The sequence below is a fragment of the Cellulosilyticum ruminicola JCM 14822 genome (genome assembly GCF_001311925.1).
GTDB lineage: Bacteria > Bacillota > Clostridia > Lachnospirales > Cellulosilyticaceae > Cellulosilyticum > Cellulosilyticum ruminicola.
Genome location: NZ_BBCG01000047.1, coordinates 14,226 through 29,331 on the forward strand (window position 1 = coordinate 14,226; position 15,106 = coordinate 29,331).

Consider the following 15,106-nt stretch of genomic DNA (forward strand, 5'->3'; position numbering starts at 1 on the left):
TTTTTACTAACGAATTTTAACCACTTCTACTTCATCAATTGCTTTTTGCATCATTTCATCAATGATCTCATCTAAAGCTCTTTCAGAGCGTTCGATTTGTTCAAGTTTTGGTTTTGTTTCTGGGTGTTTTGCAACGAAAATTGTACAACAATCTTCAAATGGTTGAATTGAAGTTTCAAATGTATCAATACGTTTTGCAATTTGTACAATCTCTTCTTTGTCAAAACCAATTAAAGGACGAAATACTGGCATTGTAGCAGCTTCATTTGTACATACTAAACTATGCATTGTTTGACTTGCTACTTGTCCAATACTTTCACCTGTAATAAGTGCCATACTACCATTTTTCTTAGCAATTGCTTCTGAAATGTACATCATAATACGACGCATAATAATTGTTAATTGCTCATGTGGACAAAGCTCATAAATTTTAAGTTGAATATCTGTGAAGTTAACAATGTGTAAGTTCATACTACCTGTATACATTGCTACTTTTTCTGCAAGATCAACAACTTTTTGTTTTGCACGATCACTTGTGTAAGGTGGTGCATGGAAGTAAACTGCATCTACTTCTACCCCACGTTTAGCAATCATCCAACCTGCTACTGGGCTATCGATTCCACCTGAAAGTAATAATGTTGCTTTACCATTTGTTCCGTAAGGCATTCCACCTGCACCTTTATGTGTTTTTGCATAAACATAAGCATGGTTACGAAGTTCTACCATTAAAAAAACATCCGGATTGTGTACATCTACTTTTACTTTATCACCAAGGGCTTCTAAAAGATATGCCCCAAGTTCACAACTTACTTCCATTGAAGTCATTGGGAAACGTTTATCAGCACGTTTTGTTTCTACTTTGAAAGTAATATTTTTATCAGCACATTCTTCTGTCATTTGTGCAAGTGCTAAACGTTTAACTGCATCAAATGATACTTCTTCTGCTTTAAGACCATAAGCAATCCCTACGATTCCAAAGATACGGCTTAAGCGATTAAGTACAGTATTTACATCAATGCTATCTTCCTCAACAGGCTCTACCATGATGCGCCCTTGTTCTTTAGTTACAAGGAATTCACCTAAACTTTTTAAATTTTTTTTGATATTGCTTAATAATCTATTTTCGAATAAGTGTCTATTTTTACCTTTAATAGCTAACTCACCGTATTTAATTAAAAATACATTTTTCACTTTTTCTTTCCTCCTACTGTATATCTTCTTAATAATGGAATTTGTTCTCCTAAAACTTCAATAACACGTTCAATATCTTCCATTTTTGTATCATGTGCAAATGAAAAACGAATGGCACTGTCTAAAGCAGCTCCTTTGATTCCTAATGCCGCAAGAACATCTCCATGACCTTTTTTATGACTTGAACAAGCTGAACCTGAAGAAACATAAATTTCAAATTGTTCTAAAGTGTGTAATAAAACTTCTGCTCTTACATCTTCAAAACCAATATTTAAAATATATGATGCAGATTCTTCTATACTTGGTCCATTAATCCATGTGTTTGGAATTGTCTCAAGTATTCCTTCTGCTAAACGTTTTTTACACGCCATCATAGATTCATAAATTTCTTTTTGATGTGCTGTAACATATTGACAAGCTGCAAGTGTCCCTGCAATACCTGGTGTATTTTCAGTTCCTGAGCGTACATTTTTTTGTTGTCCGCCACCTAATAATAAACTTTGCATACGTACAGCTTTATTTTTGTATAAAAGCCCTACACCACGCGGCCCATAAAACTTATGTGCACTTACTGATAAGAAGTCAATCTTGCTGCGTTTTACTTGAATTGGTAATTTACCAAAAGATTGTACTGCATCTACGTGGAATAATGTTTCTTTATTTTGTAATTTAATGAGCTTACCTATTTCCTCAATAGGTTGAATCGTTCCTATTTCATTATTAACATGCATGACACTTACTAAAATAGTTTGATTATCAATAAGTGTTTTTAATTCTTCTAAATTGATATATCCCTTTTCGTCTACACCAACATGGCAAACTTCAAAGCCTTGGCTTTCAAGATAGTTAAACACTTCACCTACTGAAGGATGTTCGATAGGTGTTGTAATAATCTTATTTCCTCTACGTTTGTAAGCCATTGCTGCACCTACAATTGCAGTATTATTACTTTCAGTTCCACCTGATGTATAGATTATTTCTTCTGGTAGGGCACCAATTTGCATTGCAAAGAATTTACTTGCTTCTTTAATAATAGTTTCTGCTTCCATGCCTCTTTTATGCAAAGAAGAAGGGTTCCCATAGTTATGCATCATTGTATCTTTTACTGCTTCTACCACACAATCAAGTGGTTTCGTTGTTGCAGCATTATCTAAGTATATTTCTGTTTCCATATGCCACTCTCCGTTCTATTATGCTTTTCTATATTATTTACTCATAAAAATGAGAGGAATACTCCCCTCATTTTTATCTATTCATGACATTATAAATAGCTTGTAATACACGCGTTTTTTCAAAGGGTTTTACAATATAGTCTTTTGCACCTTTCTTAATACATTCAACTATTTTAGAATGCTGACCCATTGCTGAGCACATGATGATTTTTGAATTGGGGCTTACTTCTAATATTTTTTCAATAGCTTGGATGCCGTCCATCTCTGGCATAGTGATATCTAGCGTTACAATATCCGGCTGTAAAAGCTCTGCCATCTCTATTGCTTGAAGACCATTTCCTGCTTCACCAGCTATTTTAAAATCCGATTCAATCAGGAGTTTTTTTAAAACCGTCCTCATAAATATGGCATCATCAACAATTAGAAAGCTTACATCCTCCATCTTCAATTCCCTCCACCTCATACATGATATTCGCAAGCGTTACAAGTCCGGCTGTCTCACTTCTAAGTATTCTCTTGCCTAAAGTAACTGGCGAAACATGATGCTGCATAGCATAGTCAACTTCTTCATCTGTGAAACCACCTTCTGGTCCAATAAAAATACCAATTGAATTTGGTATTTCCCCTTTTAAGAAGCCTTTTAAATGATGACTATGTTCATTTTCAAATGGGATACAAGATTTCTCTAGATTATCACAAGCATAAGCAATCGCTTCTTTATAAGTAAGTGGTGCCAAAATCTGTGGAATAATCCCTCTTTTACTCTGTTTTGCAGCACTCTCCGCTATCTTCTGCCATCTGTCTAGTTTGCTTTGTTGTTTTTTCTCTGTTTCAAGTTTTACAACACATCTATCTGTAACAAGTGGAATAATTGTTGTAACACCTATCTCTATACTTTTTTGAATCACAAACTCCATTTTTTCGCCTTTAATCAGTGACTGAAATAGCACTGTTTCAACAGGTGGTTCAGAGTTTGACTCTTTTCTTTCTACAATTTCTGTAGAAATTACATCACGATCTATTTCTTTTATTATACACTGATAATCGTGACCTTGTCCATCATTTATTGTAATTTCTTTACCTTCGCTTAATCTAAGAACATTTTTAATATGCTTTACATCGCTACCAGTAATGAAAATCTCATTTTCTTTGACATTTTCCGGATTTACAAAAAACTTTGCCATTTCTTTAATCCTTTTCTCTACTATTTTCTTTTTATATGAATCCATAACAAGTTTTACGAATTTAAATGGATTATTTTGTGGGTATTAATCATTTGCTTTGCAACGAATAGCCACCCAGTCATTTTTCTCTGTGATTGCTTCTGCTATGAAACCTGCACTTACAAGGGCCTCTTTAACTTCTTCAGCACGTTCACCGATTACACCAGATGCAACTAATGTGCCGCCTGGTACTAAGAAGTTTTTAAGTAAATGACGCATTGGAATAATAACGTCCGCTACAATATTTGCTACGACAACTTCATAACATCCTGTACCGATTGTTTCTACTAAAGCATCATCAGTTAAAATGTTCCCACAGTATGTTGTGTATTTTGCTTTATCCATTTTATTTTGTTCAAAGTTTTCATTTGCGATATCTACTGAATTTTGCTCAATATCTACTGCTGTTACATGCTCTGCATCAAGCATAAGGGCCGCAATTGACAAAATACCACTGCCACAACCCATATCTAACACTTTTTGTCCTAGTTTAATGATATCTTCTAATTGTTCAATGCAAAGTTGTGTTGTATAGTGTTGACCTGTTCCAAAGCTTGAGTTTGGATCAATTTCTAAAATCATACGGTCTGTTACATTATCATAAGTTTCCCAAGTAGGTTTGATGACAAATTTTTCACCTACTGTGAAAGGTTTGAAATACTGTTTCCAATTGTTTGCCCAGTCTTCTTCTTTAACATTGCCAAGATCCATAGTAAGTTTACCATAGTCATCGCCTTCTTCTTTAAGACGTTTAAGCATGTTTTTGATTTCATGGAACATTTCTTGACCTTGTGCATTTTCCGCAAGGTAGAACTTAATACTTGTTTCACAGTCTTTAAGTTTCTCCATATCTTCATCCATATAATCCCATGTCGTACCTTGTAATGTTAAAAATTCATCATAGTCATCTGGGTCTTGAATAACAAATCCTGTTACGCCCATTTGTAATAAAAGACCTGTGATTGTTTCAAGTCCTTGCTTTGATGTGTAAATTGTTACTTCCAACCAGCTCATTTATTCATCTCCATCTTAAATTATATAATAGTTCAATTATAAGGGAATATGCTGTCGAATTCAAGTAATCTGCCATTTTTATCCTCTTTATGCTCAGTTTACCCCAAAATACGCTAATCTAGTCAAGAATATAATTCATTCAGCTTTAAAATCTCCTGCTTGTATTTTATACGCAGTATCTTAATCCGATACACCAATTAGCCCAATCACATCACTTTCACATATAGCCATAAAATAGTTATCTTTTCTGCCTCTCAATCCTTGCACCCCATAAAAAAGAAAAAATGGATGCATTAGAGGAGATTACAACATACTGCAGTACTTTAAAATCACCTTATTTAAAACAAAACTTAATGCATACTTAGATTCTGCTAAAAAGTATGATTTAACTTATCAGAATTCTTATATACACTCCTCCTTTTCAAAAATCTATTAGTAAACGTCAACTCAATGAGCTTTGTGAGTTAACGTAGGTAGACCGAATGTACAATCTGATTATGTTGAGACCACCATGTGTAGGTAAAAGCCATCGTTTAGAACATCATCAATCATTATTCAAACATGAAGAAGACTAACGTTTATGCCGCGAAATTTCCTTAACTATGAGGGTTAATATGCTAAACTCACTCATTTAAGTAGCACCTATCTTCGTAGCCACACTTACATTTTTACATAGCTACACTTGCTACCTAAAAGCATATCAACGGTGGCTCATGGTCAAGGAAACCATGTAATAAATGTGGATAGGTATAAAAAACAAATAGTTAATAATACAGGTTATTGTGTAAAATTATTTACCAAAATTTTTCCGAAAGTATACTTGCCGGTAACACAAGCTGAATAGCATAACGTTTAAATTCCTGTTCTTGTCTGTATAATGGTATAGCATTGGTATATTTTTGATTAATAATATGAGCCATTATCTAGATGAGACCACACATTTAAGAATAAGTGCCTTATGTCTTTCAGCAGCTTTTATAAAACTACCTGTTCCTTCTTTATCACACTTTCTATAGCTATATACGTAAGTAACGTGTTCAATGACTTTTACCTCTGCCGGGACGATTACTACCTCCTTTCTGATTTCTTTTTTCATTTCTGTTAAAGGTGAATCACAAGTAGCGCATACTTTTTCTTTCTTTGAAAGCTTGTATTCAATTGTTTCCATAGGAAGTGTATCGAATTTAGCACCTCTTTTAGATTTTTTTCTCTTATGTCCAGTGATTACCATATCCTGTTCTGGCTCAACTACAATTAGCTATTTTAAAACTTCTGCCTCATTAAATAAATCTGAAAAAGCCTTAAATTAAGATTTTCCCATATTTCTTGGTGCTTAATCTTTTGCTTAATACCAGGTGTTTTAATCAGATTTATAATAGTGTTATTTGCTCAAAAACAGGCATGCTTCAGTTGCCGCTTAGTAAACGGTAAATCATAAGTACTGGATATTAAAAATGCCACCCGTCTTGGGTGGCACATTTGTTATTATTCTGTTTTTAGACATTCTTTTGATAGTATTTTGATGTTTTGACAGCTCAATCAGTAAGTGTTCAAAGTAGTGGTATGATTTCAAATGATTCGCTTTAGCTGTTTCCGCAATACTATAGATGATTGCACTAGCTTTTGCACCATTGATCGTATCAATCAAATGCTAGTTAGCCTTGCCTATACAGAAGCTTCGTATAGATTGTTCAGCAGCATTATTATCTACTGAGACATTTCCTTTTTTCTAAAAAGACTCTGAAATATTGCTTCTGATTGATACAGTAAGTAAATCCTTTTCCTTTTAAATAAGCTAGGACAACTTCTTTCTTAAATTCATAACTATTTGTGGTTGGTACATTTATTCTAGTTTTATTATGCTTTTTAATAATTGTATTATCTAATTAATAGACTATTTGTTAGCTGCAACCCATGCATCAAGTTGTGCTTGTTTTTCAGCAATGATTGTATCTGAACCAGCTGCTTTAAGCTCTTCGATAGCTTTTGGTAATACTTCATTTGGATCAAGTTTACCTGTTTCAAGTCCTGGCATATATTGTCTCCAAACATTTACACATTGTGCAATTTCTGTTTGAACATTATCTGGATTGAATACGAAACCAAGTGTTTGTGTTGGTGTTGATTCATTATTAAATGCTTCGAATTTATCCCATTTTTCTGGATCTTCTGTTTCTGTTACATAGTTAAGGAATTGGTTACCAAATGCCCAACCTAATGCTAAATTATATTTATCATGGTCTGCAGCTGGTTTAATAATATTTTCAGAACCTTCTACTTTATCATAGTGTTGTCCTTCAATACCAAAGTTAATTAAGTTATTGAAGTATGCATCTGTATTGAAAAGTTCAAGTACTTGAAGTGCTATGTCTGGGTGTTTAGATGTAGATGAAATAGCTTGCATTGAACCTGTTGTTTCACGATTTGATAAAACTGGTGATGTAATATTAACTTGAACATATTCTTGTCCCATTGAAAGACCTTCTTCAGCATCTTTTCCTGGTTTTAAAGAACGTGTTGCACAGAACATTTTACCAGCTTTTTGATCTTGTGTGTAATCTGTGATTGTATCAGCATCTTCTTTAATATATCCTGCTTGATAATATTTATGAACAAGATCAAAGAACTCTCTTGCTTCTGGTGCTTCTAGTTCATTAAATACTTTGAAATCTTTTGTATCATTATAAACTACACCAGGGTAGTTAGAACCACCAATTGTATCGAAGTCAAGTAATCTAAATGCTGATTCACCAGTAAGTGACTCAAATGGATAAATGCTTGGTTCGTTTTCTTTGATTGTTTGGAAGAATGGTTCCATATCAGCTAAAGATTTAACATTTGAGAAGTCCATATTGTATTTATCAGCATATTGTTTAAGAACTAAGAATCCCCATTGATGAGCTTTTTCTTTATTTGCTGGGATAGCGTAGTTAATACCATCAATTTGAGAACCAGCTAAGAAATCATCACCAAGTAATGCTTTTGTTTGTGGTGCATAAGTTTCAAGCATTTTCTTATCATCATTTAATGGTACATAAGCACCTTTACGAGCTTGTACAAAGTAATCATTACACCAGTTACATGTGAAACAGATATCAAATTCTTCACCAGAAGAAATAGCTGTTTGTAATTTATCTGGGAATGTACCAAAATCATACATTTCAATTTTAAGGTTAGCAGGAATACCTTTTTCTTCAAGATATTTGTTAGCTTCTTCAAGAACTTTAGGCATATCTTCTGGTGTAGAGGTACCAGCTGCATACCAAAGGATATCTACTTTTTCTGTGCTAGCAGGAGCTGCTGCGTCTGTTGATGCACTATCTGTTGTTGCTGCATTTGTTGATGCTGTATTGTTACCACCACAACCTGTTAATGCCATACTTGCAAGGCAAAGTGTTCCTGCAACGATTGTAAGACCTTTTTTGAATAATTTCATTATAATCTCCTCCTAAAATTTAAAAATTAAATTTTAAACCCAACTTGAAAATATATGTATATTAAACCAATTATTCTTTTGTTGCACCAAGTGTAATACCTTTTTCAAAGTATTTTTGGAAGAATGGATAAGCAAGAACAATTGGTCCAATAGCTACGATTGCCATTGCCATACGTGCTGTTTCAGATGGAATACTACTAATATCAATTGTTGCACCTGCTGAAGATGCTGTGATTAAGCTGGCAATCTTTGTCTGCATTTGATACATTAAGTATTGTAAATTGTATTTATCTGGACTTGTGATATAAAGTAATGGGAAATACCAGTCATTCCAGTAATTTAACATACTAAACATTAAAACTGTTGCAAGTGCTGGTTTAGCAAGTGGTAATACAATTCTAAAGAATGTGAAATATTCACCTGCACCATCGATTTGTGCCGCTTCAATTAAGCTCTTAGGTACATTTGTTTTAAAGAATGTACGAATAATCATAACATAGAAAGCACTAAATAATTGTGCTAAGATTAAAGCTAAAATGTTATCTTTAAGACCAAGGACTTTAACAAAAACCATATATGTTGGTACAAGTCCACCAGAGAATAACATTGTAATAACACAAATTACGTTAAATGGACTTCTATATTTGAAGTCATCTCTTGCAAGTGGATAAGCATACATTGCCATAATGATAAGTCCTAAAAGACCACCTACAAGTGTTGTAAGAATAGATACACCATATGCCCTTACAACTGTCATAATATTTTCAAAGATATATTGATAAGCTGTTAAGCTAAATTGTTTAGGAAAAACACTATAACCATTTGTAATGATTGTCATTTCATCTGTAAGTGAAACCATAAGTACTAAGATAAGAGGATAGATACATATGATAGCAATAATTACAAATAAAATATTTAATAAAATGTTTGTTCCTTTTGAAATCTGTGTGCCATTTGGTGCTACACTTACTGCTTCTGCTTGTTTTTTCACTGTATGTTCCCCCTTCCTAGATAATTGCACTATCTGGATCAAATTTTCTTACAATAGCATTGAATGTTAAGATAACAACTAAACCTAAAATAGCTTGATAGAAACCAGCAGCTGCTGATAAACCAATATTACCTGTTGCTGTGAAGGCACGGTAAACATATGTATCAATTGTATTTGTAACATCTTGAAGAACACCAGTATTTCTTGGAACACTGTAGAAAAGACCCATATCTGTGTAGAACATTCTTCCTAAACGAAGTAATACTAATACAATCGCAAGTGGTACTAAACTTGGTATTGTAATATAAAAGATTTGTTGTAAACGTGTTGCACCATCAACAGATGCAGCTTCAAAGAGTTCTTGGTTAACACCACATACAGCTGATAAATAAACGATTGTATCATAGCCTGTCCACTTCCATGTATTAACGACAACTAAAATAAATGGCCATGCTTCTGGTTTTGAATACCATGATACCTTTTCTCCTCCAAACATTTGGATAATTCTATTAAGTGCACCGTATTCATTACTTAATAAACCGAATACAACATAACTGATAACTACCCAAGAAAGGAAGTAAGGAATAAAAAATAAACTTTGATAAACTTTTGCTGCTTTCTTATTACGGAGCTCATTTAAACAGATTGCCATAAATACTGGTAAAACAAGACCAATAAGAATGAAGACTACGTTATATCCGATTGTATTACGTGTAATCTTCCAAGCCGCATTAGATGAGAATAAATATTCGAAGTTCTTTAGACCATTCCAACCAGATCCAAATAGCTTCTGCACGGTGTCCATTTTTCTGAAGGCAAACACCAAACCAAACATAGGCATATAGTTATTTAAAAGCATAACGATTAGCCCTGGCACTAACATAGAAATTAGTGTAATATTTTTCTTACTAGCAATACTACTTTTTACTGTCTGCGTTTTAGCAACTTCGATTTTCGTATTTGATTTGCTACTCATTCGCTTCACCTCTCCTCGATATCTATCTTATAACTTTTGCCTATTTTTATTAATAGACTATGTTGTCTTTTTGTGAATATTTTATTTATACTAATTGGTCAAAAATTTACACCTATTTTTTATATTGCATTAGCTTTTTGCATAAAAAATAGCTTACAAACCTTAAGTTTATAAGCTATTTTGTATTTTCTATTATCCTACAACCTGCTCCTTATATTCTGTCGGTGTCATATTCACATACTTTTTAAATATCTTAGAAAAATAGTGAGGGTCTTGAATACCAACAAGTTCAGCCACTTCATATGTCTTATAATGGTTGTCTTTTAACAGTTCTTTTGCCTTTTCAATACGTACCTCATTTAAATATTCCACAAAATTCTTGCCAAGTTCCTTTTTAAACATTCTGCTTAAATAATAAGTACTTACATAGGTATGTTCTGCTAACTCATTTAATGTTATTGGCATGGTATAATTTTCACAAATATAATTCATCGCATTTTGAAGAATTTGATTAATATTTTTCTTATTATAACGATTAATACGATGTACTACACTATTTGCCGCCTCTTTTAAGAGGTTTTGCAGCTCATTAACTTGACTTGCACTTTCAATCATTTTGTAGATATTAGAAATATCTTTGTTACCATCCTTATCTTGTACTTCAAGATTCTTAATAGAAATGCGAATCATATTAATCTCATAGATTAAGTTCCAATAAAATGTTTTGATTTGTTCCGGATCTAAGTTAACTGCATGTACTTTTTCTTCAATTTGTGTAAGTATTTGTGCTACATCACTTTCATTACCTGTTTTAATAGCCTCACATAGTTTCTTATCATATCCATCAAAAGCTATACGCTCTTGACTTTTATAAAATCCATTTAAATCACGATATAATATAATCGAGCTACTACCCATGTAGAAACGATATGCTAGTCCGTTTTTACACTCTAACATCTTTTCATGAAGTGCTTCTACTTTATTACCTTTTGTACTGATTGCAATAGTTACAGTAAAGTTAAAGCAGCTTTCAATAAGTTGTTGAATACTATGTGCTTTTTTGTACACATTATCTACTAATAGTTCACTTTTAGTTAAAGCGCATATAATAAAGGCGATTTGATTGTTACTTAGTACAATTTTTTCCACTTTAAAGTCATCTGCAAACATTTCTTCTACGGTATTTACAATGCCAAATTGATAAAGTTGCTTTTGATAAGGTTCTAAATGCCCAGACTCTCCATCAATTTCAATAATAATCATAACAAATTCATCAATACTGATACCATAAAGTTCAAAGCCTTCATTGATTTCTTCCTCATTAATATTAATTTGAAATATAATATCATATAGTAATTTTTCCTTTAATAAAGGAATACTTTCTTCGAAACACTTTTTAAGTTTCTTTGTTTCAAGTTGATCATCTCTTTGATATTTTAATTCCATAACAGCACGTTTTACAACTTCACAAATATCTTCTATACTAGAAGGTTTTAAAATATAATCAAAAGCCCCCACCTTAATGGCTTCTTGCATATAAGAGAATTCGCGATATCCTGAAAGGATAATAAACTTACTATGTGGAATAATCTTTTTTGCACTTCGTATCATTTCTAGCCCACTAATCTCCGGCATATTGATATCTGCAAAAATAAGATCCGGTTTATATTCTTCTATTTTTTCTAACCCCTCTATACCATCACATGCTTCTCCACAAATTTCACACTGGAACTTCTTCCAATTAATAATATTGATTAATCCTCTTCTAATAGTAGGCTCATCATCAATAATTAAAACTTTAAACATAAAAATCCTCCTCTTTAATTATTTACTGGGATTCTTACCTTTATTTTGGTATACGCTTCATATTTACTTTCAATACTTAGACCATATTCGGTTCCAAAAAATAGTTTGATACGCCCATTAACATTTTTAAGTCCAATGCCTTTGCGATCTTCCCCTAGTAAATAATCATCTTTGTCGTCTTTGAATTTTTGATTCATTAAGGTAACTTCTTCTTCTGTTAGTCCTTTACCATTATCCATAATTTCAATGAGAATATCTTCTGCATTCCCTTTTTTTATAGTTAAGTGAATAATACCCTTTTTACGACTTCTATCAATCCCATGGTATATGGCATTTTCAATAAGTGGCTGAAGTAAAAGCTTTGGTACACGACTTTTTAAAACTTCTTCATCAATCTCACTTTCATATACCAATCTATCACCATATCTATTTTTCATAATTAAAATATAACTATCTATATAATGTAGTTCTTTACTTAATGGTACCATTGGGTTTCCCTTTCCAATGCTTGCCTCCATTAATGCGCCTAAAGAAGTTACCATATCTCTAATTTCTGGCACATTATTAAGCTGTGCCATCCAATTAATAGATTCCAATGTGTTAAATAAAAAGTGTGGATTAATTTGCGCTTGCAAGGCTTTAAGTTCTGCTTCTTTTCTTGTAAGCTGTTCTTTATATACTTGATTTAAAAGTCTATCGATTTCCTCTGACATTTTGTTAAAACAAGTTGTTAAATATCCTAGCTCATCTTCTCTATCTACAATAACAGGTTGATATATGTTTTCTTCATCTAATTTTTTTATACCTTCAACCAACCTATTAATAGGTGCCACAAAATCTATCGCTGTAAAACTGCTAAACAATGATAATATAATCAAAATACAAATTATAATAAGTACAATTAATAATCTAAAATGATTTAACTCATCTCTTAAGAGTTTTTGCAAACTGCCCTCAGCAATAATTTTCCAACCATTTTCTTCTATCTGCATGGTTGCTAAAATGCGATCTGACTTAGTATCAATGTGATAATCCCATTTTTTATTAGTTTTTTCTAATGCTAAACTCATAGCATCATTAACCCAGTTTTTTTCACTCCCTATAATCCATTTATTATCTGGGCTTAATATATTAATTTGCTGCATAAACTCGGTAGATAGCTCACTATATGTATTTTTTAATGCTTCACGATTAATCAATATAACAAGTAATGCTTTTTCTTCAAGTGTATTATTATCATTAATCATACACACTAAATATAAATCTTGAATCTCACCTTTATCATCTAAATCATAGTACCAATTTGCCTGGCCTTTCTGGCTTTTGGCTGCTTCACTTAATGCTTCATATGGTACATTTTCTGTAGTTGTAACTTTACCTGCATATATGTCATAGCTATACGTTTTTCCTTTATAAGGAATAATAACTACAGATTGTATATATTTTTCGGCTAAACATATCTTTCTTAAGGTATCATATATATATGCGGTTTCTCCTTCATCAATTTCTTCTGATTCTGATGTTATACCATTTAATATTTCATAAAGCCTTTTATCGTATACAATATCTCTCGTTACCCCCTGCATGTCATCTGAAAAATCTGCCATACGTAGCTCAACCATCTTTAAAATATCTGCCATATAACTAATAGATTTATTTTGAATAATTGTATGTGTATTTTGATATAAAATAATCCCCATAAAAATAACTGGAATAATAATCTGTACTGAAAATAATACAAGCAACTTCTTTTGTATAGACATATTTTTATAAAATTGATGAATATACTTAATCATTTGTACCTCCCTGTTGTATCATTTGTACCTTTTTCTCAAAATTTACCCATTTAAAAACTTGTTCTTTAGAAACTGTTCCTTTAAAGATATTTGGCATTTGTTTAACAATAATATTTTCCCATATATTTCTATCTATAAAGCTATCTACAGGTCCTATGCGCTCTATAGCATTATTAATTAATACATTTCCTTGTTTAACTAGTGCTATATCCTTTGTTGTCTCCTCCAAATAAATACCACTTATAAATCCTGAATCCTGCTTAAATTTTTGCACTGTTCCTTTTGAGGTAAAATCTTTAAGTAATCTTAAGCACCAATTTCTTTTTTTAGGGTCTTCCCATGCACGTTTGCTTATATGTAGAACACCATTTCCCAAACCATAAATCACTGCACTTGAATCTGCCTTTCCCCCCTTTATATCAGGAAAAGTAATCACTTTTACACTTTCATCTCCACCGCTTAGTACATTATCCCCAATAAACCAAGAACCCTGTACAATCATTGCAGCTTTTTTTTGCAAAAAAGATCATTACGTGCTTTGTCATCTAAGGTAAATAGATTTTTTGGGAAAGCACCTTGTTCATAAAGTACTTTCATATATTCCATTCCTGTAAGAAAACAAGGTTTAATTTTTCCATCTTTATCAAAAGGGTTCTCTACATCTTTTTTTCCGCCTAATTTCATAACAATATTTTGATACAAATAGCTTCCCTCAGGCGTGCTATTATATGCAATTGGAATAATATCATTTGCTTTAAAAATCTCAACAGCTTCCAATAATTCCTCAAAGGTTGTAGGCACCTTTACGTGATAGGCATCAAATAAATCTTGATTAATAAACAATCCCTCATAAATGGTCTCAACAGGTAATCCATAAATATGCCCATCTACAGTTACATACTCCCAGCTTTCTTTTTTAAATTGATTATACCACTTAGAATCTTCTTTCATAGCTTCAGTCAAATCAGCTATTTGTTGTTTTTTAACAAGTGTTTCAAAATCCTTACCTGGCCATAAACCAAATATATCTGGTGGATTCCCTGTGGCAAAATCTGTTTTTAAAATAAATAAAAAATCTTCTCCTGCCATAGATGAATCTTTCAGTATAAGATTTGGATATTTTTCATTTAAATCTTTTAATATCATCTTTAAACGATTCGCCTTACTATCATAAGCTCCCCAACTACTCATAAATTCTATTGTAGTTTTTTCATCAATAGACTCTATGGGAATAATCGGCACCTCCTTTTTGTCATACGACATATTAATAATTATTCCTGCAATAACACCTAATAATATTACGCTACAAAATAAAAGAGATTTCTTTTGCATGTTGTTTTGCACAGCTATTGCTTAAGCGTCCCCCTCTCAACCTACTACTTGAAATACTATAATATTCCTTTATAATATTCTAGCATATTTTCTTTAGAATGGTACGTCAAATATAAAATTTTTAGAAAAATTTGTTGTATATTTTCTAATACATATAAAAAGTGGCTCC

The 15,106-nt window shown here is 32.3% G+C and carries 14 protein-coding genes and 1 pseudogene; all 15 read right to left on the reverse strand.

Annotated elements, in window-relative coordinates; translation table 11 throughout:
• Window positions 1-6: 6 nt before the first annotated feature.
• On the reverse strand, window positions 7-1,191 hold the full coding sequence (gene thiI, locus JCM14822_RS13645) for a tRNA uracil 4-sulfurtransferase ThiI (RefSeq protein WP_054742923.1): 1,185 nt from the start codon (window positions 1,189-1,191) through the stop codon (window positions 7-9).
• On the reverse strand, window positions 1,188-2,363 hold the full coding sequence (locus tag JCM14822_RS13650) for a cysteine desulfurase family protein (RefSeq protein ID WP_054742924.1): 1,176 nt from the start codon (window positions 2,361-2,363) through the stop codon (window positions 1,188-1,190). Before JCM14822_RS13650 ends, thiI begins: the two co-directional genes overlap by 4 nt.
• 73 nt (window positions 2,364-2,436) lie before the next feature.
• Window positions 2,437-2,805, reverse strand: coding sequence for a response regulator (locus tag JCM14822_RS13655; RefSeq protein ID WP_054742925.1), 369 nt, complete (start codon window positions 2,803-2,805; stop codon window positions 2,437-2,439).
• Window positions 2,777-3,547, reverse strand: coding sequence for a 16S rRNA (uracil(1498)-N(3))-methyltransferase (locus tag JCM14822_RS13660; RefSeq protein ID WP_054742926.1), 771 nt, complete (start codon window positions 3,545-3,547; stop codon window positions 2,777-2,779). The genes JCM14822_RS13655 and JCM14822_RS13660 overlap by 29 nt, the downstream gene beginning before the upstream one ends.
• Before the next feature lie 84 nt (window positions 3,548-3,631).
• Entirely contained in the window at window positions 3,632-4,600 is a 969-nt protein-coding gene (gene prmA, locus JCM14822_RS13665; protein WP_054742927.1) for a 50S ribosomal protein L11 methyltransferase, read from the reverse strand.
• A 794-nt stretch (window positions 4,601-5,394) separates the two neighbouring features.
• Window positions 5,395-5,520 (reverse strand): IS66 family transposase, encoded by a 126-nt coding sequence (locus JCM14822_RS25110; RefSeq protein WP_408606210.1) that lies wholly within the window; start codon window positions 5,518-5,520, stop codon window positions 5,395-5,397.
• Entirely contained in the window at window positions 5,520-5,831 is a 312-nt protein-coding gene (locus JCM14822_RS13670) for an IS66 family transposase zinc-finger binding domain-containing protein (protein WP_054742928.1), read from the reverse strand. Before JCM14822_RS13670 ends, JCM14822_RS25110 begins: the two co-directional genes overlap by 1 nt.
• Window positions 5,832-6,032: 201 nt before the next feature.
• Window positions 6,033-6,381 (reverse strand): annotated as a pseudogene (locus JCM14822_RS24590) (IS66 family transposase); the annotation flags it as partial.
• A gap of 113 nt (window positions 6,382-6,494) precedes the next feature.
• Window positions 6,495-8,036, reverse strand: a complete 1,542-nt coding sequence (locus JCM14822_RS13675; RefSeq protein ID WP_054742929.1) for an ABC transporter substrate-binding protein — start codon at window positions 8,034-8,036, stop codon at window positions 6,495-6,497.
• 70 nt (window positions 8,037-8,106) lie between these two features.
• Complete coding sequence (locus tag JCM14822_RS13680; RefSeq protein ID WP_054742930.1) at window positions 8,107-9,027, reverse strand: carbohydrate ABC transporter permease; 921 nt, start codon at window positions 9,025-9,027, stop codon at window positions 8,107-8,109.
• Window positions 9,028-9,043: 16 nt separating this feature from the next.
• Window positions 9,044-10,003, reverse strand: a complete 960-nt coding sequence (locus JCM14822_RS13685) for an ABC transporter permease (protein ID WP_054742931.1) — start codon at window positions 10,001-10,003, stop codon at window positions 9,044-9,046.
• Between the two features lie 192 nt (window positions 10,004-10,195).
• The gene (locus JCM14822_RS13690) at window positions 10,196-11,809 is read right to left on the reverse strand and encodes a response regulator transcription factor (protein WP_054742932.1); all 1,614 of its coding nucleotides are present in this window, start codon (window positions 11,807-11,809) and stop codon (window positions 10,196-10,198) included.
• Window positions 11,810-11,823: 14 nt separating this feature from the next.
• On the reverse strand, window positions 11,824-13,605 hold the full coding sequence (locus JCM14822_RS13695; RefSeq protein WP_054742933.1) for a sensor histidine kinase: 1,782 nt from the start codon (window positions 13,603-13,605) through the stop codon (window positions 11,824-11,826).
• Window positions 13,598-14,107 carry a hypothetical protein gene (locus JCM14822_RS13700; protein ID WP_054742934.1) on the reverse strand — a complete coding sequence of 170 codons (510 nt, stop codon included), beginning with the start codon at window positions 14,105-14,107 and terminating at the stop codon, window positions 13,598-13,600. The genes JCM14822_RS13695 and JCM14822_RS13700 overlap by 8 nt, the downstream gene beginning before the upstream one ends.
• A complete protein-coding gene (locus JCM14822_RS13705) occupies window positions 14,104-14,868 on the reverse strand; it encodes an ABC transporter substrate-binding protein (protein WP_172674827.1) in 765 nt (254 codons plus the stop codon). Before JCM14822_RS13705 ends, JCM14822_RS13700 begins: the two co-directional genes overlap by 4 nt.
• Window positions 14,869-15,106: the final 238 nt, after the last annotated feature.

Bases quoted from the DNA above. Each gene is read 5' to 3' on its own strand.
- JCM14822_RS13650 (WP_054742924.1), bottom strand. From the start codon at position 2,363: ATGGAAACAGAAATATACTTAGATAATGCTGCAACAACGAAACCACTT.
- JCM14822_RS13685 (WP_054742931.1), bottom strand. From the start codon at position 10,003: ATGAGTAGCAAATCAAATACGAAAATCGAAGTTGCTAAAACGCAGACA.
- JCM14822_RS13700 (WP_054742934.1), bottom strand. From the start codon at position 14,107: ATGATTGTACAGGGTTCTTGGTTTATTGGGGATAATGTACTAAGCGGT.
- JCM14822_RS13670 (WP_054742928.1), bottom strand. From the start codon at position 5,831: ATGGTAATCACTGGACATAAGAGAAAAAAATCTAAAAGAGGTGCTAAA.
- JCM14822_RS13660 (WP_054742926.1), bottom strand. From the start codon at position 3,547: ATGGCAAAGTTTTTTGTAAATCCGGAAAATGTCAAAGAAAATGAGATT.
- JCM14822_RS13690 (WP_054742932.1), bottom strand. From the start codon at position 11,809: ATGTTTAAAGTTTTAATTATTGATGATGAGCCTACTATTAGAAGAGGA.
- prmA (WP_054742927.1), bottom strand. From the start codon at position 4,600: ATGAGCTGGTTGGAAGTAACAATTTACACATCAAAGCAAGGACTTGAA.
- JCM14822_RS13695 (WP_054742933.1), bottom strand. From the start codon at position 13,605: ATGATTAAGTATATTCATCAATTTTATAAAAATATGTCTATACAAAAG.
- JCM14822_RS25110 (WP_408606210.1), bottom strand. From the start codon at position 5,520: ATGGCTCATATTATTAATCAAAAATATACCAATGCTATACCATTATAC.
- JCM14822_RS13655 (WP_054742925.1), bottom strand. From the start codon at position 2,805: ATGGAGGATGTAAGCTTTCTAATTGTTGATGATGCCATATTTATGAGG.
- JCM14822_RS13675 (WP_054742929.1), bottom strand. From the start codon at position 8,036: ATGAAATTATTCAAAAAAGGTCTTACAATCGTTGCAGGAACACTTTGC.
- JCM14822_RS13705 (WP_172674827.1), bottom strand. From the start codon at position 14,868: ATGTCGTATGACAAAAAGGAGGTGCCGATTATTCCCATAGAGTCTATT.